At 63.0% G+C, this 18,215-nt stretch carries 20 protein-coding genes; 14 read left to right on the top strand and 6 right to left on the bottom strand.

All coding sequences use genetic code 11. The features are described from left to right. The first annotated feature begins 78 nt into the window (after positions 1 to 78). The 11 genes from urtA (at position 79) to ureC (ending at position 10,154) form a co-directional block, all read left to right on the top strand. On the top strand, positions 79 to 1,344 hold the full coding sequence (gene urtA, locus M5C56_RS28725; protein WP_103495224.1) for an urea ABC transporter substrate-binding protein: 1,266 nt from the start codon (positions 79 to 81) through the stop codon (positions 1,342 to 1,344). 159 nt (positions 1,345 to 1,503) lie between these two features. Further along, positions 1,504 to 3,006: an urea ABC transporter permease subunit UrtB gene (urtB, locus tag M5C56_RS28730; protein ID WP_103495225.1), complete on the top strand. Its 1,503-nt coding sequence runs from the start codon at positions 1,504 to 1,506 to the stop codon at positions 3,004 to 3,006. Further along, positions 3,006 to 4,085, top strand: a complete 1,080-nt coding sequence (urtC, locus tag M5C56_RS28735; protein WP_103495226.1) for an urea ABC transporter permease subunit UrtC — start codon at positions 3,006 to 3,008, stop codon at positions 4,083 to 4,085. Before urtB ends, urtC begins: the two co-directional genes overlap by 1 nt. After that, positions 4,082 to 4,942: an urea ABC transporter ATP-binding protein UrtD gene (gene urtD / locus M5C56_RS28740; protein ID WP_103495227.1), complete on the top strand. Its 861-nt coding sequence runs from the start codon at positions 4,082 to 4,084 to the stop codon at positions 4,940 to 4,942. The genes urtC and urtD overlap by 4 nt, the downstream gene beginning before the upstream one ends. A gap of 28 nt (positions 4,943 to 4,970) precedes the next feature. Then, complete coding sequence (gene urtE / locus M5C56_RS28745; protein ID WP_103495228.1) at positions 4,971 to 5,669, top strand: urea ABC transporter ATP-binding subunit UrtE; 699 nt, start codon at positions 4,971 to 4,973, stop codon at positions 5,667 to 5,669. A gap of 30 nt (positions 5,670 to 5,699) precedes the next feature. Then, entirely contained in the window at positions 5,700 to 6,539 is an 840-nt protein-coding gene (locus tag M5C56_RS28750; protein WP_103495229.1) for an urease accessory protein UreD, read from the top strand. A 43-nt stretch (positions 6,540 to 6,582) separates the two neighbouring features. Continuing rightward, complete coding sequence (ureA, locus tag M5C56_RS28755) at positions 6,583 to 6,885, top strand: urease subunit gamma (RefSeq protein ID WP_103495230.1); 303 nt, start codon at positions 6,583 to 6,585, stop codon at positions 6,883 to 6,885. 8 nt (positions 6,886 to 6,893) lie between these two features. Next, a complete protein-coding gene (locus M5C56_RS28760; RefSeq protein WP_103495231.1) occupies positions 6,894 to 7,427 on the top strand; it encodes a GNAT family N-acetyltransferase in 534 nt (177 codons plus the stop codon). A 5-nt stretch (positions 7,428 to 7,432) separates the two neighbouring features. Next, complete coding sequence (locus tag M5C56_RS28765; RefSeq protein WP_103495232.1) at positions 7,433 to 7,966, top strand: GNAT family N-acetyltransferase; 534 nt, start codon at positions 7,433 to 7,435, stop codon at positions 7,964 to 7,966. Next, on the top strand, positions 7,963 to 8,271 hold the full coding sequence (locus tag M5C56_RS28770) for an urease subunit beta (RefSeq protein WP_100944249.1): 309 nt from the start codon (positions 7,963 to 7,965) through the stop codon (positions 8,269 to 8,271). Before M5C56_RS28765 ends, M5C56_RS28770 begins: the two co-directional genes overlap by 4 nt. 182 nt (positions 8,272 to 8,453) lie before the next feature. Then, positions 8,454 to 10,154: an urease subunit alpha gene (gene ureC, locus M5C56_RS28775; RefSeq protein WP_103495233.1), complete on the top strand. Its 1,701-nt coding sequence runs from the start codon at positions 8,454 to 8,456 to the stop codon at positions 10,152 to 10,154. A gap of 29 nt (positions 10,155 to 10,183) precedes the next feature. On the opposite strand, the gene M5C56_RS28780 is transcribed toward ureC, so the two are convergent. Further along, positions 10,184 to 10,438, bottom strand: coding sequence for a hypothetical protein (locus M5C56_RS28780; RefSeq protein WP_103495234.1), 255 nt, complete (start codon positions 10,436 to 10,438; stop codon positions 10,184 to 10,186). A 198-nt stretch (positions 10,439 to 10,636) separates the two neighbouring features. Here M5C56_RS28780 and M5C56_RS28785 point away from each other — a divergent pair, with 198 nt between their 5' ends. Next, positions 10,637 to 11,776 carry a HAMP domain-containing sensor histidine kinase gene (locus M5C56_RS28785; protein ID WP_103495235.1) on the top strand — a complete coding sequence of 380 codons (1,140 nt, stop codon included), beginning with the start codon at positions 10,637 to 10,639 and terminating at the stop codon, positions 11,774 to 11,776. 15 nt (positions 11,777 to 11,791) lie between these two features. Here the strand turns inward: M5C56_RS28785 and M5C56_RS28790 are convergent, their stop codons facing one another. Further along, positions 11,792 to 12,097, bottom strand: a complete 306-nt coding sequence (locus M5C56_RS28790) for a chaperone modulator CbpM (protein ID WP_103495236.1) — start codon at positions 12,095 to 12,097, stop codon at positions 11,792 to 11,794. A gap of 2 nt (positions 12,098 to 12,099) precedes the next feature. Then, positions 12,100 to 13,050, bottom strand: a complete 951-nt coding sequence (locus tag M5C56_RS28795; protein ID WP_103495237.1) for a DnaJ C-terminal domain-containing protein — start codon at positions 13,048 to 13,050, stop codon at positions 12,100 to 12,102. A gap of 309 nt (positions 13,051 to 13,359) precedes the next feature. Here M5C56_RS28795 and M5C56_RS28800 point away from each other — a divergent pair, with 309 nt between their 5' ends. After that, the gene (locus M5C56_RS28800; RefSeq protein WP_103495238.1) at positions 13,360 to 14,625 is read left to right on the top strand and encodes an Hsp70 family protein; all 1,266 of its coding nucleotides are present in this window, start codon (positions 13,360 to 13,362) and stop codon (positions 14,623 to 14,625) included. Positions 14,626 to 14,777: 152 nt separating this feature from the next. On the opposite strand, the gene M5C56_RS28805 is transcribed toward M5C56_RS28800, so the two are convergent. The 3 genes from M5C56_RS28805 to M5C56_RS28815 all read right to left on the bottom strand — a co-directional run bounded on the left by M5C56_RS28805 (position 14,778) and on the right by M5C56_RS28815 (position 17,225). Further along, entirely contained in the window at positions 14,778 to 15,788 is a 1,011-nt protein-coding gene (locus M5C56_RS28805; protein ID WP_103495239.1) for a hypothetical protein, read from the bottom strand. 201 nt (positions 15,789 to 15,989) lie between these two features. Further along, a complete protein-coding gene (locus tag M5C56_RS28810) occupies positions 15,990 to 16,355 on the bottom strand; it encodes a PsiF family protein (protein WP_103495240.1) in 366 nt (121 codons plus the stop codon). An 84-nt stretch (positions 16,356 to 16,439) separates the two neighbouring features. Continuing rightward, complete coding sequence (locus tag M5C56_RS28815) at positions 16,440 to 17,225, bottom strand: helix-turn-helix transcriptional regulator (protein ID WP_103495241.1); 786 nt, start codon at positions 17,223 to 17,225, stop codon at positions 16,440 to 16,442. 100 nt (positions 17,226 to 17,325) lie between these two features. Between M5C56_RS28815 and M5C56_RS28820 the strand changes: the two genes are divergently transcribed. After that, positions 17,326 to 18,201 carry a DMT family transporter gene (locus tag M5C56_RS28820; protein ID WP_103495242.1) on the top strand — a complete coding sequence of 292 codons (876 nt, stop codon included), beginning with the start codon at positions 17,326 to 17,328 and terminating at the stop codon, positions 18,199 to 18,201. Positions 18,202 to 18,215 lie beyond the last annotated feature (14 nt).

Consider the following 18,215-nt stretch of genomic DNA (forward strand, 5'->3'; position numbering starts at 1 on the left):
GGCACAGCCTTTGCAAAAGCCCCTTCAGTGTCTGCATCTGCCAACCAAAAAAACTTTGAACATCTGGAGATCGCACCAATGAAGCGTCGTAGCTTGATCAAGGCTTTCACACTGACGGCATCCATTGCCGCCATGGGCATGACCTGGACCGTCCAGGCCGCCGAGACCATCAAGGTCGGCATCCTGCACTCGCTGTCCGGCACCATGGCCATCTCCGAAACCTCGCTCAAAGACATGGCGCTGATGACCATCGACGAGATCAACGCCAAGGGCGGGGTCAACGGCAAGATGCTCGAACCGGTGGTGGTCGACCCGGCGTCCAACTGGCCGCTGTTCGCCGAAAAAAGCCGGCAGTTGCTGACCCAGGACAAGGTCGCCGTGGTCTTCGGTTGCTGGACCTCGGTGTCACGTAAATCGGTGCTGCCAGTGTTCGAGGAACTCAACGGCCTGCTGTTCTACCCGGTGCAGTATGAAGGCGAGGAAATGTCGCCGAACGTCTTCTACACCGGTGCCGCGCCGAACCAGCAGGCGATCCCGGCGGTGGAATACCTGATGAGCGAAGACGGCGGCGCGGCCAAGCGCTTCTTCCTGCTCGGCACCGACTATGTCTACCCACGCACCACCAACAAAATCCTGCGCTCGTTCCTGCACTCCAAGGGGGTCGCGGACAAGGATATCGAAGAGGTCTACACCCCGTTCGGCCACGCCGACTACCAGACCATCGTCGCCAACATCAAGAAGTTCTCCGCCGGCGGCAAGACTGCGGTCATCTCCACCGTCAACGGCGACTCCAATGTGCCGTTCTACAAGGAACTGGCCAACCAGGGCCTGAAAGCCACCGACGTACCGGTGGTGGCCTTCTCCGTGGGCGAGGAAGAACTGCGCGGCATCGACACCAAGCCACTGGTGGGCAACCTGGCGGCGTGGAACTACTTCGAGTCGGTGGATAACCCGGTGAACAAGAAATTCGTCGCCGACTGGAAAGCCTACGCCAAGAAGAAAAACCTCCCGGGCGCCGACAAGGCCGTGACCAACGACCCGATGGAGGCCACCTACGTCGGCATCCACATGTGGGCCCAGGCGGCGGAAAAAGCCAAGTCCACCGATGTCGACAAAGTCCGTGCAGCCCTGGCCGGCCAGACCTTCGCCGCACCGTCGGGCTACACCCTGACCATGGACCCGACCAACCATCACCTGCACAAGCCGGTGATGATCGGCGAGATCCAGGCCAACGGTCAGTTCAACGTGGTCTGGCAGACCAAGGGCCCGATCCGTGCCCAGCCATGGAGCCCGTTTATCCCGGGCAACGACAAGAAGCCGGATTATGCGGTGAAGAGCAACTGAGTAATCGCTGACGGTCGGCCCGGCAGGTATTCGCGGGCCGACCCAATCCCCTTGTAGGAGCCGGCTTGCCGGCGATGGCGGCCGGACGGTCGATACAAGACTTGCGGGCCTCATCGCCGGCAAGCCGGCTCCTACAAGGTCTTATGCAAGGCCATTGCTATGCCCACTGCCCTATACCGCTTTCTCCTCGCCCTGGCACTGCTGTTGCCGATGGCCGCCCACGCCGGGGACGCCGAAGACTTCGTCGCCGCCGACTCCAGCCAACAGGCCGCCCTGCTGGAAACCTGGGCCGCGCACCCGGAACCGGCACGCATCGAGCTGATCAACGCCCTGCAAAGTGGCCAATTGACGCTCAATGGCGAAACCAAGACCCTGCGCCTGAACAACCGCCTGCGCGGCCTGATCGACACCGCCGTCGCCGCCCAGCAACTGCTCGCCGCCGATGCCAAGGTGCGCCTGGCCGCCGCCCAGCAACTGCAAAAAAGCGCCAAGCCGGCGCAGCTGAAATTCCTCGACCAGCAACTGGCCGGAGAAACCAACACCGATGTCCACGCCGCCCTGAGCCTGGCCCTGGCCAATCTGCAATTGGTCGACAGCGACCCGGCCGTCCGCCTGGCCGCCGTGCGCCTGCTCGGTGACAGTGGCGACCCGCTGGCCCGCACCCGCCTCGAAGGCCTGCTGCAACCCGGGGTCGAAGCCGACGCCGGCGTGCACACCGCCGCCGAAACCAGCCTGGCGCAAGTCAAACGCAAGCTGATGATCGGCGAATGGCTCGGCCAGGCCTTCAGCGGCCTGTCCCTCGGTTCGATCCTGTTGCTGGCGGCCCTCGGCCTGGCGATCACCTTCGGCCTGCTCGGGGTGATCAATATGGCCCACGGCGAAATGCTGATGCTCGGCGCCTACGCCACCTACGTTGTGCAGTTGCTGTTCCAGCGCTTCCTGCCCCAGGCCATCGAGTTCTACCCGCTGGTGGCCCTGCCGGTGGCGTTCTTCGTCACCGCCGGGATCGGCATGGCCCTGGAACGCACGATCATCCGCCATCTCTACGGGCGTCCACTGGAAACCCTGCTCGCCACCTGGGGTATCAGCCTGATGCTGATCCAGTTGGTCCGCCTGGTATTCGGTGCGCAGAACGTCGAGGTGGCCAACCCGGCCTGGCTTTCCGGCGGCATCCAGGTGCTGCCCAATCTGGTCCTGCCCTACAACCGCCTGGTGATCATCGCCTTCGCGCTGTTCGTGGTGGTCCTCACCTGGCTGCTCCTGAACAGAACCCGCCTGGGCCTGAACGTCCGCGCCGTCACCCAGAACCGAAATATGGCCGCCTGCTGCGGCGTGCCCACCGGACGGGTGGACATGCTCGCCTTCGGCCTCGGCTCCGGGATCGCCGGTTTGGGCGGCGTCGCCCTGAGCCAGATCGGCAACGTCGGCCCGGACCTGGGCCAGAGCTACATCATCGACTCCTTCCTGGTGGTGGTGCTTGGCGGGGTCGGCCAGTTGGCCGGCAGCGTCATGGCCGCCTTCGGCCTGGGCATCGCCAACAAGATCCTCGAACCGCAGATCGGTGCGGTGCTGGGCAAGATCCTGATCCTCGCGCTGATCATTCTGTTTATCCAGAAACGCCCGCAAGGACTCTTCGCACTGAAAGGACGGGTGATCGACTGATGAACCAGCCCCTGATGCTCACCGCGAGCCAAAAAGCCGGGCCCGGCCTGACCATTGCCGTCGGCGCGATCGTGCTGGCGCTGCTCCTGGCCTTGCCACTGCTGTCGCTGCTGCCGCCGGAGAACCTGTTCCACGTCTCGGCCTACACCCTGACCCTGGTGGGCAAGATTCTCTGCTACGCCATCGTCGCCCTGGCCCTGGACCTGGTCTGGGGTTATGCCGGCCTGCTGTCCCTCGGCCACGGCCTGTTCTTCGCCCTCGGCGGCTATGCCATGGGCATGTACCTGATGCGCCAGGCGTCCGGCGACGAGCTGCCGGCGTTCATGACCTTCCTGTCCTGGACCGAACTACCCTGGTACTGGACCGGCACCAGCCACTTTCTCTGGGCCCTGTGCCTGGTGGTGCTGGCGCCGGGGCTGCTGGCGCTGGTGTTCGGCTTCTTCGCCTTCCGCTCGCGGATCAAGGGCGTGTACTTCTCGATCATGACCCAGGCCCTGACCTTCGCCGGGATGCTGCTGTTCTTCCGCAACGAAACCGGCTTCGGCGGCAACAACGGCTTTACCAACTTCCGCAGCATCCTCGGTTTCGGCATCACCGAACCGGGCACCCGCGCGGTGCTGTTCTTCGCCACCGTGGTCTTGCTGGTGACCAGCCTCTACAGCGGCTGGCGCCTGGCCAGGAGCAAGTTCGGGCGGGTGCTGACGGCGCTGCGCGATGCGGAAAACCGGCTGATGTTCTGCGGCTACGATCCCCGTGGCTTCAAGCTCTTCGTCTGGGTCTTGAGCGCCGTGTTGTGCGGCCTGGCCGGGGCGCTGTATGTGCCGCAGGTGGGGATCATCAACCCCAGCGAAATGTCGCCGACCAACTCCATCGAGGCCGCCGTGTGGGTGGCCCTGGGCGGGCGCGGCAGCCTGATCGGCCCGCTGCTCGGCGCGGGCATGGTCAACGGCATGAAGAGCTGGTTCACCGTGGCCTTCCCTGAGTACTGGCTGTTCTTCCTCGGCGCACTGTTTATCGTCGTGACCCTGTACCTGCCCAAGGGCGTGATCGGGCTGCTGAAGAAAAGGGGCGAACAATGAGAGTCACCGCGACCGCCGAATTCATGCTCGAACCGATCCTCGAACCCAACAAGGATGCCGGCAGCAGCCGTGACGCCCTGGGTCTCGGCCAGGCCAAGGGCGACGGCCTGGACACCCGCCACGGTACCATCCTGACCCTGGAAGACATCAGCGTCAGCTTCGACGGCTTCAAGGCCCTGAACAACCTGAACCTGTACATCGGCGTCGGCGAGCTGCGCTGCATCATCGGCCCCAATGGCGCGGGCAAGACCACCCTGATGGACGTGATCACCGGCAAGACCCGCCCCAGCCATGGCAAGGCCTGGTTCGGCGAAACCCTCGACCTGTCGGCGATGAGCGAAGTGCAGATCGCCCAGGCCGGGATCGGCCGCAAGTTCCAGAAGCCGACGGTGTTCGAGGCGTTGACGGTGTTCGAGAACCTGGAGCTGGCGCAGAAGACCGACAAATCGGTATGGGCCAGCCTGCGGGCGCGTTTGAGCGGTGAGCAGAAGGACGGGATTGCCCAGGTCCTGGAGACCATTCGCCTGACCGGCTCGGTCAATCGCCCGGCGGGTTTGTTGTCCCATGGCCAGAAGCAGTTCCTGGAGATCGGCATGTTGCTGGTGCAGGACCCGCAACTGTTGCTGCTCGACGAACCGGTGGCGGGCATGACCGATGCCGAGACCGAGTTCACCGCCGAGCTGTTCAAGAGCCTGGCCGGCAAGCATTCGCTGATGGTGGTGGAGCACGACATGGGTTTTGTCGGCGCGATTGCCGACCATGTCACCGTGCTGCACCAGGGCAGCGTGCTGGCCGAAGGTTCGCTGGAGCAGGTGCAGGAAAACGAACGAGTGATAGAGGTCTACCTCGGTCGCTGAAGGCACCCCACATCTCAGGAACACAACCATGCTCCAAGTCGACAAACTGCACCAGTACTACGGCGGCAGCCACATCCTGCGGGGCCTGTCCTTTGACGTGAAAGTCGGCGAAGTCACCTGCCTGCTGGGCCGCAACGGGGTGGGCAAGACTACCCTGCTCAAATGCCTGATGGGCCTGCTGCCGGCCAAGGAAGGAGCGGTGCAGTGGGAAGGCAAACCCATCACCAACCTCAAACCGCACCAACGGGTCCACGCCGGCATTGCCTACGTACCCCAGGGCCGGGAAATCTTCGGCCGCCTGAGCGTGGAAGAAAACCTGCTGATGGGCCTCTCGCGCTTCCCTGGCGCCGAAGCCAAGGAAGTGCCGGCGTTCATCTACGAACTGTTCCCGGTCCTGCTGCAAATGAAACAACGCCGTGGCGGCGACCTTTCCGGCGGCCAGCAACAACAGCTGGCCATCGGTCGGGCACTGGCCAGCCGCCCACGCCTGCTGATCCTCGACGAACCCACCGAAGGCATCCAGCCCTCGGTGATCAAGGAGATCGGCGCGGTGATCAAGAAACTCGCCGCCCGTGGCGATATGGCGATCCTGCTGGTGGAGCAGTTCTACGATTTCGCCGCCGAGTTGGCCGATCAGTACCTGGTGATGTCCCGGGGCGAGATTGTCCAGCAAGGTCGCGGAGAAAATATGGAAGCCGAAGGTGTGCGCGGACTGGTTACGATCTAACCTGTAGCGTCACGACGATAATTAGAAACCATGAATTCAACTGTCACTCACGCCCTGTTCACCCCCAGCTGGCACGCCGAGCTCGAACTCGGCTACGCCCGCTTCGGCGATTGCACGCGCCCGGTCACCCGGCGCCACCTGGGCCCGTTGCGGGTGCAGAAACACCTGTATGCCGAAGGTCCGCAAGTCTGCCAGCACATTATCGTCCACCCGCCCGGGGGGATTGCCGGCGGTGACCGGCTGGCCATCAGCGCCCGCGTCGAAACCGATGCCTGGGCGCAACTGACCAGCCCCGGCGCCGCGAAGTGGTATCGCGCCAACGGGCCGGCCTACCAGACCCTGGACCTGAAGGTCGCCGCCGGCGCGACCCTGGAATGGCTGCCCCAGGAAACCATCGTCTTCAGCGCGGCCCAGGCCGAGTTGAACACCCGCATTGACCTTGAAGGCGACGCCCGCTTGCTCTACTGGGATATGGTCGCCCTCGGGCGCCCCGCCAGCGGTGAACGCTTTGATCGCGGGCATTTCCAGTCACAGCTGGATATCCGTCGCGACGGCCAACTGCTCTGGCACGAACGCCAACGCATCCAGGGCGACGACGGTCTGCTCGACTCGCCCATCGGCCTCGACGGCCAGCCGGTCTTCGCCACCCTGCTGGTGACCGGCGAGATCGACAGCGAGCTGCTCGAACGCTGCCGTTCAGTGCCGACCCGGGTGCGCGGCGACCTCACCCAACTGCCCGGCCTGCTGGTGGCCCGCTGCCTGGCCGGCGAGGCCCTGCATGCCCGTGCCTGGCTGATCGAGCTGTGGCGGCTGTTGCGCCCGGCCCTGCTGGGGCGCGAGGCCGTGCCGCCGAGGATCTGGAACACATGAATATGCCAACCTTCTTTTACTGCCTGCCAACGGACTCCGAACCATGGACCTGACTCCCCGCGAAAAAGACAAACTGCTGATTTTTACCGCTGGTCTGGTGGCCGAACGGCGCCTGGCCCGTGGGGTGAAACTCAACTATCCGGAAGCCATGGCCTATATCTCGGCGGCTCTGCTGGAAGGTGCCCGCGATGGCCGGACCGTGGCCGAGCTGATGCACTTCGGCACCACCCTGCTCAACCGCGAACAAGTGATGGAAGGCATCCCGGAAATGATCCCGGAGATCCAGGTCGAGGCCACCTTCCCCGATGGCACCAAGCTGGTCACCGTCCACCAACCCATCGCCTGAGGCCGAGCATGTCCTACGTAATCCGCGATGCCGTCCACGCCGACCTGCCGGCGATCCGCGACATCTACAACGACGCGGTGCTCAACACCACGGCGATCTGGAACGAACAACCGGTGGACCTGGGCAATCGCCAGGCCTGGTTCAGCACCCGGCAAGGCCAGGCTTACCCGATCCTGGTGATCGTCGACAGCCACAACAGCGTCCTCGGCTATGCCTCCTTCGGCGACTGGCGGCCCTTCGAGGGCTTCCGCCACACCGTCGAACACTCGGTCTATGTGCGCAGCGACCAGCGCGGCAATGGCCTCGGCCCGCAACTGATGGCGGTGCTGATCGAGCGCGCCCGTGACTGCGGCAAACATGTGATGGTCGCCGCCATCGAAAGTGGTAACGCCGCTTCCATTCGCCTGCATGAACGCCAGGGTTTCACCATCACCGGGCAGATGCCCCAGGTGGGGGTGAAGTTCGGCCGCTGGCTGGACCTGACCTTTATGCAACTGACTCTGAATCCGGGTGCCCTGCCGCCCGCCGTCAACCAGGAGTAACCGCCATGAACGCCGCCCAACTGCGTCGTGTGAATAACGAAAGCTTTGCGCACTACCGCCAGGGTTTGATCGATTTGCTGCTTGACGCCGTTCGGCACGGCGCCAGTGTAGGTTTCATGGCCGATCTCGATGCCGGCCAGGCCCGCGACTACTTCGATACGGTGCAAACCGCGCTGCAGGACGGCAGCCTGCTGCTCTGGGTGGTGGTGCGTGACGAACAGGTGCTGGCCAGCGTGCAACTGAGCCTGTGCCAGAAGGCCAACGGCCTGAACCGCGCCGAAATCCAGAAGCTGCTGGTGTACAGCGAGGCCCGCCATCGCGGTCTCGGCCAGCAACTGATCCAGGCCCTGGAGCAGACGGCAAAACAGCACAAGCGTGGCCTGCTGCATCTCGACACCGAGGCCGGCTCCGAAGCCGAAGCCTTCTACAGCGCCCTGGGCTACACCCGGGTCGGCGAACTGCCGAACTACTGCGCGACACCGGATGGTCGCTACAAGGCCACCGCCATTTACTTCAAGACCCTGGGACAACCCGAATGATTCCTGGTGAATATCAGATCCAGCCCGGCGACATCGAACTCAATGTCGGTCGCCGCACCCTCAGCCTGAATGTGGCGAACAGCGGCGACCGACCGATCCAGGTCGGTTCGCACTATCACTTTTTCGAGACCAACGACGCCTTGAGCTTCGATCGCGCCGCCAGCCGTGGCATGCGCCTGAATATCCCTGCCGGCACCGCCGTGCGCTTCGAACCGGGGCAGAGCCGGGACGTTGAATTGGTGGAGTTGGCCGGGTTGCGGCGGGTGTTCGGGTTTGCCGGGCGGGTGATGGGCGACCTTGACTGAGGTGTTGCCTGTACCGACGCCTTCGCGGGCAAGCCCTGCTCCTACAGTTCTGCGTCGAATACAAATTCTGCGTACGACATAAATCTGTAGGAGCAGGGCTTGCCCGCGAAGACGGACTCAAGTTCGCCATCACCAATTCGCCTGACACCGGATGAATGCTCGCCCTTTTTTAAGGACCCACAATGAAGATTTCCAGACAAGCCTACGCCGACATGTTCGGCCCCACCGTCGGCGACAAGGTGCGCCTGGCCGACACCGAACTGTGGATCGAAGTGGAAAAGGACTTCACCACCTACGGTGAAGAAGTGAAATTCGGCGGCGGCAAGGTGATCCGCGACGGCATGGGCCAGGGCCAGCTGCTGGCCGCCGAGGTCGTCGACACCCTGATCACCAACGCCCTGATCATCGACCACTGGGGCATCGTCAAGGCCGACGTCGGCCTCAAGGATGGGCGCATCGCCGCCATCGGCAAGGCCGGCAATCCGGATATCCAGCCCGACGTGACCATCGCCATCGGCGCCAGCACCGAAGTCATCGCCGGCGAAGGCATGATCCTCACCGCCGGCGGCATCGACACCCATATCCACTTCATCTGCCCGCAGCAGATCGAAGAAGCGCTGATGAGCGGCGTCACCACCATGATCGGTGGCGGCACGGGACCGGCCACCGGCACCAACGCCACCACCTGCACTTCCGGGCCCTGGCACCTGGCGCGCATGCTCCAGGCCGCCGATGCCTTCCCGATGAACATCGGCTTCACCGGCAAGGGCAACGCCAGCCTGCCACTGCCGCTGATCGAGCAGGTCGAGGCCGGCGCCATCGGCCTCAAGCTCCACGAAGACTGGGGCACCACGCCGGCGGCCATCGACAACTGCCTGAGCGTGGCCGACCAGTACGACGTGCAGGTGGCGATCCACACCGACACCCTCAACGAATCCGGTTTTGTCGAAACCACCCTCGGAGCGTTCAAGGGCCGCACCATCCACACCTATCACACCGAAGGCGCGGGCGGCGGCCATGCGCCGGACATCATCAAGGCCTGCGGTTTCCCCAATGTGCTGCCCAGCTCGACCAACCCGACCCGGCCGTTCACCCGCAACACCATCGACGAACACCTGGACATGCTGATGGTCTGCCATCACCTCGACCCGAGCATCGCCGAGGACGTGGCCTTTGCCGAAAGCCGTATCCGCCGGGAAACCATCGCCGCCGAAGACATCCTCCACGACCTCGGCGCGTTCTCGATGATCAGCTCCGACAGCCAGGCCATGGGCCGCGTCGGTGAAGTCATCACCCGCACCTGGCAGACCGCCGACAAAATGAAGAAACAACGTGGCCCGCTGCCGGGCGACGGGGACGGCAACAGCAACTTCCGGGTCAAGCGCTACATCGCCAAATACACCATCAACCCGGCGATCACCCACGGCATCAGCCATGAAGTGGGCTCGATCGAAGTGGGCAAATGGGCCGACCTGGTGCTCTGGCGCCCGGCGTTCTTCGGTGTGAAACCGACCCTGATCCTCAAGGGCGGGGCGATTGCCGCCAGCCTGATGGGCGACGCCAATGCCTCGATCCCGACGCCGCAGCCGGTGCACTACCGGCCGATGTTCGCCAGCTACGGCGGCTCATTGCACGCCACCAGCCTGACCTTTATCAGCCAGGCGGCGCAGGCCGCGGGGATTCCCCAGAGCCTGGGCTTGAAGAAAAAAATTGCGGTGGTCAAAGGCTGCCGCGATGTGCAGAAAACCGACCTGATCCACAACGACTACCTGCCGCAGATCGACGTCGACCCGCAGACCTACCAGGTCAAGGCCGATGGCGTACTGCTATGGTGCGAACCGGCGGACGTGCTGCCGATGGCGCAGCGCTACTTCCTCTTCTGAGCCCAGGCCAGCCATGGATGGCTTGGCCGTCAGGGTTGGATGGCGGCAAAGAAGGTTTTCGACGTCTCGACCAGCCCCAACTGCTGCAGGCAGTCATTGATCCCATCCATCATCCCGAGGTCACCCGGATGGGGCTTGCCGTCCAGCACACGATGCAAGGCACACAGGAACAATAATTTGCCGACGGCATTGTCGTTGGCCATATCCTTTTTCCCGTCGGCAATGCTCAGTGCCGCCTGGTTGATCTGGCTTTCGGTGTTGCTCAACAGATCTGCTTTGTTCATGACAGTCGCTCCTTTGAAGAGGTACTGCTTTGAGTGAATACAGCACGAATTCACACTAAGCCTGCCGGGAGGTAGCGTCTACTGTCAGAAATGACAGGTATAGATGAGTCAGGCCACCTGAAACCCACCCCTCAAAAGGGACTGAAAAGCGCTAAGCTAGCCCTCATAAAGAGCGATCCTCCCTTCGAGGCAACAAGCATGCACCTATCAACCTTTATCGTGCAGCAGGTCGACAGCATCGTCGATGAGTGGGAACAGTTCGCCAAGACCCTGACCCCGGCGGCGGACACCATGGGCCGGGTCGCCTTGCGTGACCACGCCAAATCGATCCTGCTGGCCGCCGCCCGGGATATGGAAACCAGCCAGAGCACCAGCCAACAGACCGCTAAGTCCAAGGGCGACAGCCTGGACAGCAGCCCCGGCCTGGACATCGCGGCGGCCAGCCACGGCGAACTGCGCCACACCGCTGGTTTCGACCTGATGCAGATGACCTCGGAGTTCCGTCACCTGCGCGCCTGCGTGATTCGCCGCTGGGTCAATAGCCTGGTGTCGCCGGAGCTGACACATTTCCAGGAGATGATTCGCTTCAACGAAGCCATCGACGAAGCCCTGACCGAATCCACCGCCGCCTACGCCGAGCAGGTCAACCGTTCACGGGATATTTTCCTCGCCATCCTCGGCCATGACCTGCGAGCGCCCTTGCAGGCCGTGACCATGTCCACCGAAATGCTGGTGCGCAAGACCCGCCTCGATGCCGACGGCCTGGTCTATGTCGCCAATATCAAAAGTGGCACCCGTCATATGAGCAGCATGATCAGCGACTTGCTGGAGTTTGTCCGCAGCCGCCTGGGCAGCAGCCTGCCCATCGACCCGGCACCGATGGACCTGAGCAGTGCGGCGAAAGCCGCCATCAATGAAGCCTGGGCCGGGCAGCCGGATTGCCTGCCGTTGCTGAAGGTGGAAGGTGATGTCCATGGGGTCTGGGATCGCGGGCGCATCGAGCAACTGCTGCAAAACCTGATCGGCAATGCCTTGCAGCACGGTGCCAACCATCGGCCACTGACCCTGAGCCTGGACGGCGGCACGGACAGGGTTCGCCTGACCATGCACAACTTCGGCACGCCGATCCCCCAGGAAGCCCTGGCGACGATCTTCGATCCGTTGGTGCGCGGCGCTGATGAAGAGATCGGCCAGCCGGGTACCGCCACCAGCCTGGGGTTGGGGCTGTATATCGCCAAGGAAGTGGTGACGGCCCATCAGGGTACGATAGAGGTCAGCTCCAGCGCCGAAGACGGCACACGTTTTACCGTGGTCCTGCCCAGAATCTCTCGGGCCTAGGGCCCAGGCCTGTATTCACTCGTGCACAAAGCGCCCCAGGCGCTGGCGCAGCATCTGGTTCTCCGCCCGCAGCAGCTGCACTTCCGCCAGCAGGTCCAGCGCCAGGGCGACGCCTTCCCACTCCAGCTCAAGATCCCGATGCAGCTTCACCGCGCGGCGGGCAATACCCGGCGCTTCATCGCCAAAACGCCAGGCCTCGGGCGAGCGCCCCTGAGGTTCAAGAATGCCGTGTTCGACGATTTCGATCACGTAGGCAACCGGCAATTGGGTCACCTCACAAAAAGCCTGCATATCCAGTTGAACGTTCAAGGGGCTGCTCATGATTAGCTACTCCATTGCTCTCTCGGGTCGAAGGCGGCCTTTTTCGCCAGTTCCTGCCACAACGCCTTGACGGCATCGTCGTTCTGCCGTGGCATCACCGCCTTGAGTTGTACGAACAGATATCCGCGCTGCCCGGCCTTGTTCAGCAGGCCGTGGCCCTTGGCCCGCATACGCTGGCCGTTCTGGCTGCCCGCCGGGACCTTGAGGTTGATCTTGCCGGTCAGGGTCGGTACCGCGATCTCCGCGCCCAACGCCAATTCCCAGGGCGCCAGCGGCAGGGTGATGATCAGGTTCTCTCCTTCGACATCGAATTTGGGGTGAGGTGCGAAACGAATCGTCAGGTACAGGTCGCCATTTGCCCCACCGCCGACACCCGGTGCGCCCTGGCCCTTGAGGCGGATACGCTCGCCGTCGGTGACACCGGCCGGAATCTTCACGTTCAGGCTCTTGCTGGTGTTGCTGACATGCTGCCCGGCGGCATTGTGCTGCGGAATCTGGAAGCTGACCTTCTTCGACTCGTTCGAGAGGCTTTCCTCCAGGAAAATCGGTAGTTCCAGCTCCACGTCCTGCCCTCGCCGGCCGGCGCTGCGGCCCGGTTGTCCACCGCCAAAACCGTTGCCGCGCGAGCCGAAGATCGAACTGAAGAAGTCCGAGAAGTCGCCTGTGTCCGCGCCGCCACCACCGAAACCGCCACGGCCCTGCCAACCCGGCGGGCCCTGAAACGGCTGGCCGTGCTGGCCGTATTTGCGCAAGTCGTCGTATTCGGCGCGCTTGTCGGCGCTTTTCAGCGCTTCATAGGCTTCCGACGCGTCCTTGAACTTCGCTTCGGCGTCCTTTTCCTTGCTGACATCCGGGTGATACTTGCGCGCCAGCTTGCGGTACGCGGCCTTGATGGTCTTGTCGTCCGCCGTCGGCTCCACACCCAGGATCTTGTAATAGTCTTTGAAGTCCATCTAAGGATCACCATCCGTTATCGATATCGCGCCGCTCGGCAAGACACAGCATGCGCGCATCGGCGCGACAAAGATTGACCGATCTCAAGGCTGTGACTCAGGGGCGCTGCAGAAGTTTATCGGCCGTTGCCGGAATTTCTTGTCATCGACGGCAACAGGCAGAACCAATGAGTGCAAGTTTGGGGACGATTGCCCACCTTTCAAGTCCAAGCCGTTACAAGAACCGCTATTTAACGGATCGCCGGCCTTCGAATCCGTGCGCGACTGGCATACACTGCGCGGCCGTTTTGCAACCGGAACCCGAACACCATGAACAACGCCTCTCCAGCCCGTGCCTGCGGTATCGACTTCGGCACCTCCAACTCCACCGTCGGCTGGATACGTCCCGGCATGGAAACGCTGATCGCGCTGGAAGACGACAAGATCACCCTGCCGTCGGTGGTCTTCTTCAATTTCGAGGAGCGCCGTCCGGTCTATGGCCGGCTGGCCCTGCATGAGTACCTGGAAGGCTACGAAGGCCGACTGATGCGCTCGCTCAAGAGCCTGCTGGGCTCCAAGCTGATCAAGCACGACACCAGCGTGCTCGGCACCGCGATGCCATTCAAGGACCTGCTGGGGCTGTTTATCGGCCAGTTGAAGCGACGCGCCGAAACCACTGCCGGACGTGAGTTCGAGCAAGTGGTGCTGGGCCGCCCGGTGTTCTTCGTCGACGAAGACCCGGCCGCCGACCAGGAAGCCGAAGACACCTTGGCGGAAGTAGCGAAGAAGCTCGGTTTCAAGGAAGTGTCCTTCCAGTACGAACCGATCGCCGCGGCCTTCGACTACGAGTCGACCCTGGACCGTGAAGAGTTGGTGCTGATCGTCGACATCGGCGGTGGTACCTCGGACTTCTCCCTGGTGCGCCTGTCGCCGGAGCGCCGGGACCTGGACAACCGCCACGACGATATCCTCGCCACCGGCGGCGTGCACATCGGCGGGACCGACTTCGACAAGCAACTTTCGCTGGCCGGCGTGATGCCGCTGTTCGGCTATGGCAGCCGGATGAAGAGTGGCGCCTATATGCCTACCAGCCACCACATGAACCTGGCGACCTGGCACACCATCAACTCGGTGTACTCGCAGAAAACCCAGCTGGCCCTGGGCAGCATGCGCTACGACATCGAGGACACCGGCGGCATCGATCGCCTGTTCAAGCTGATCGAACAGCGTGCCGGCCACTGGCTGGCGATGGAGATCGAGGAAACCAAGATCGAACTGACCCATGCCGAACAGCGCCATGTGCCGCTGGATCGCGTCGAGCCGGGCTTGAGCGTGGAGTTGAGCCGGGCATTGTTCGAGTCAGCCATCGACAACCTGCTGACGCGTATCCGCAACAGCGTCACCCAGTTGCTCGGCGACGCCGGGGTGGGTGTCGAGCAGGTCGACACGGTGTTCTTCACCGGTGGTTCCAGCGCCATTCCGGCCTTGCGCCAGAGCGTCTCGGCGATGCTGCCCAATGCCCGGCATGTGGAAGGTAATATCTTCGGCAGCATCGGCAGCGGTTTGGCGATCGAAGCGAAGAAGCGCTACGGCTGACACCCTTCCTTGTGGGAGCCCGGCTTGCCGGCGATGGCGTCCAAATGGCCGCCGCAAGGCTCACGGGCAGCATCGCTGCGATGCGGCGCCCCGACAAGCCAGTTCCCACAAGGTTTCATGGCCACACGATACCTTGCTGCGATAGACAAACCTCAGACCAACTCGGCGAGCTTCAGCTCGCTCTTGATGTACGCATAATAGATGGGCCCCGCCACCACGCCCGGCAGGCCGAAGGCGGCCTCGAACACCAGCATCGCCATAAGCAACTCCCAGGACTTGGCACTGATCTGCCCACCGACGATCCGCGCGTTGAGGAAGTACTCCAGCTTGTGGATAAACATCAGGTAGCCCAACGCCGCCGCCGCGACCCAGATCGACAGCGACAGGCCGACGATGGTGATCAGGGTGTTGGACATCAGGTTGCCGATCACCGGCAACAGCCCGAGCAGGAAGGTCAGCACGATCAGGGTCTTGGTCAGCGGCAGCTTGATCCCGAACAGCGGCAGGATCACCGCCAGGAAGATCGCGGTGAACGCGGTGTTGAGCGCCGAGATCTTGATCTGCGCGAAGACGATATTGCGGAACGCCTGCACCAGCAGCCGCAGGCGGTCGAACAGCGCCGCCGCCAGGGGCTTGCGCAGGGTGATGTCGGAGGCATGCTGCAAGGCCACGATCGCCCCCAGCACCATGCCGATCAGCAGGGTCACGAACATATGCGCCGCGTCCTTGCCCACCAGCTGCAACTCGCTCAGGTGCTTGGTCAGCCACTCGCCGATAGCGACCTGGAACTCCGCCGCACTGGCCGGCAGGTAGGCGTCGATAAACGGCGGCAACTGCCCGCGCGCCTTGTCCACCACCACCATGAATTTGCCTAGGGATGCGCCGGGGTTTTCTGCTTCGTGCAGCAGAAAACTGATGGCCCCGGCAAAGATCAGGCTCAGCACACTGACGATCAAGGTGCCCAGCAACGCCACCGCCAGCCAGCGCGCACGCCGTCCGGCAATCAGGTGCTCAAGCTTGGGCGTGAGCATATTGACCAGCTCGAAGACCAACAAACCGGCCAGCAGACTGGGCAGCAGCCGCAACGGCAATGCCAGCAACAACCCACCGAAAACAAGGATCAAACTGGCCAGGACTACGTAACGCTGGGAAAACGCTGACATACAGCCTCAAAAAGAACGGCGCTAAAAGACAGGCAGTCTGCCAGCCTTCTCTTGGGAGGACCAGCGGCAGGCGCCAGAAGGACGGTGGCCTGGCATCTTAATGAAGAGTTGTGACAGGCAGGCGACGCAGCATCATGAAATTTCGCGGCAGCAGGGCTTGCCCGGATCACGAGCAAACCCTGCTCCGGTAGAGCGTCAAAACTACTTCTTCTTCAGGCAATTGCTGATGTAGGTCTTGTACGCATCGCCCTTGAGCCCCTGGGGCCGGTTGGCGTTGCAGTCCTTCATTTTCTGCTGTTGTGGGGTCAGCACCTTGGCCGGTGCCGCCGTGGTCGCCGCCTTGCTCGCGGGCATGGCCGGTGTGGCGGCAGGGGTGACCGCGGGAGTGGCGGCGGGCGCGGCTTTCAGGCAATTACTCATAAAGGCCTTGCGCGCGTCACCCGCAAGATTCTGGGCCTTGGCGTCCGCGTTGCAAGTGCTCATCTTGCTTTGCTGAGCCGTCGCCGCAAACCCCTGCGAACAAAGTAACAAGCCGATCAACAACAATGGGATACGGAGCATCTTCATGGAGTGTTCTCCTTGTTACCGTACCGAAGGGCACGGCATGCTTTCAGTGTAGACAAACGCTGTTACACATCCAGCGAGGCCAGGCTAGGCCATGCGCGCCTGACGCCGGTATTGCTCCGGTGAACAACCGGCCTGGCGCTGAAACATGGCGATAAACGCCGAGGCGGTGCTGTAACCCAGGTCGAAGGCGATCTCCTGCACGCCGCGACTGGTTTCCAACGCCTGCAGCGCGCCGATAAAGCGCAGGCGCTGGCGCCATTCACCAAAGCCGATCCCCAACTCGCGGACGAACAGGCGGGCCAGGGTTCGCTCACTGACGTGCAACTGCTCGGCCCACTGCACAAGCGGGCGGTTGTCCGCCGGGGCCTGCTGCAAGCCCTCCAGCACCCTGAGCAAGGCCGGGTCATCGGAATACGGCAGGTAACAGTGCTGCACCCTGGCCTGGTGCAACTGGTCCACCAACACCTGCGCCAGGCGCACATCCGCCGGGGAGTCGGGGATTTTCACATCGCGCCGGGCGAAGTCATTGAGGATCGACTTGAGAATATCGCTGATGGCCAGGGTGCTCGCCTCGGCGGGCAGATCGCGGCAATGCTCCTCGGCCAGGTACACCGAACGGTAGACAATCGCCTGGGCGTTATGGGAGCTGTGCACGGTGTTCGGCGGTATCCACAAGGCATAGCGCGACGGCGACATGAAGCGCCGGCCGGCCACTTCGTAGTGGATGACACCGTGGGACACATAGTCGAGCGAACCCCAGGGATGACAATGGGCTGCCGCATGGCGATCGGGGCCGAATTCGGCATAGCGGAAGTACACCGAGGCCGGCAAAGAGGGAAAATCGGGGATGTCGATGTAGTGCTTGCCCATGCTGTCCGGATTCCAACGCAAATTGACCGGATCGAAGTATAGGCTTTCATCCAGACACGAGGATAATCCCTCCTCATTGACGATTCTGGTTGTAACCCTTATGCAATACGCGTTTCCCCTGCTGGCAATCTTTATCTGGGCCGGCAACACCGTGGTCAACAAGATGGCGGTCGGCGCAATCTTCCCGGCGGAGATCGGCTTCTACCGCTGGTTGCTGGCGGGCCTGCTGTTCACTCCGTTCATGTTTCGCCAGGTGCAGGCCCACTGGAGCCAGATCCGCCCGAACCTGGGCCGGATCTTCGTGCTCGGGGTGCTCGGCATGGCGGTCTACCAGAGCCTGGCGTACTTCGCCGCGACCCTGACCTCGGCCACCAACATGGGCATCATCCTGTCGTTGATGCCCTTGATGTCCTTGACCCTGGCGATCCTCAGCCTCGGCCAGCGCCTGACCGCCGGTGCCTTGGCCGGGGCGGTGCTGTCGTTTGCCGGGGTGCTGGTGGTGGTGTCGACCGGCAGCCTGACGGCGCTGCTGAGCCACGGTGTGAACCTGGGTGACGCAATGATGCTGATCGCCACCCTGGCCTATGCGGTCTACAGCACCCTGCTGAAAAAATGGCAACTGCGCCTGCCACCGCTGGTGTTGCTGTACCTGCAGGTGCTGGTGGCGGTGGTGGTGCTGTTCCCGCTGTTCTGGATGTCGCCGAAGGTCGGGCCGAACCTGCACAACGCCGGGCTGGTGCTGTATGCCTGCCTGCTGGCGTCGATGCTGGCGCCGCTGGCGTGGATGCGCTCGGTGGCCACCCTCGGGCCGAGCCGGACCACGCTGTTCTTCAACCTGCTGCCGCTGATCACCGCGCTGATTGCCGCCGCGGTGCTGCACGAAGAGTTGGCGTGGTATCACCTGCTGGGCGGGGCACTGACCCTCGGCGGGGTGATCCTCTCGGAACGCTGGACCACAGCGTTGCGCCGCGCCTGAAGCGGAGATACCAG

Source organism: Pseudomonas sp. MWU13-2862, from assembly GCF_023242495.1.
In the GTDB taxonomy this organism is placed as follows: domain Bacteria; phylum Pseudomonadota; class Gammaproteobacteria; order Pseudomonadales; family Pseudomonadaceae; genus Aquipseudomonas; species Aquipseudomonas gingeri_D.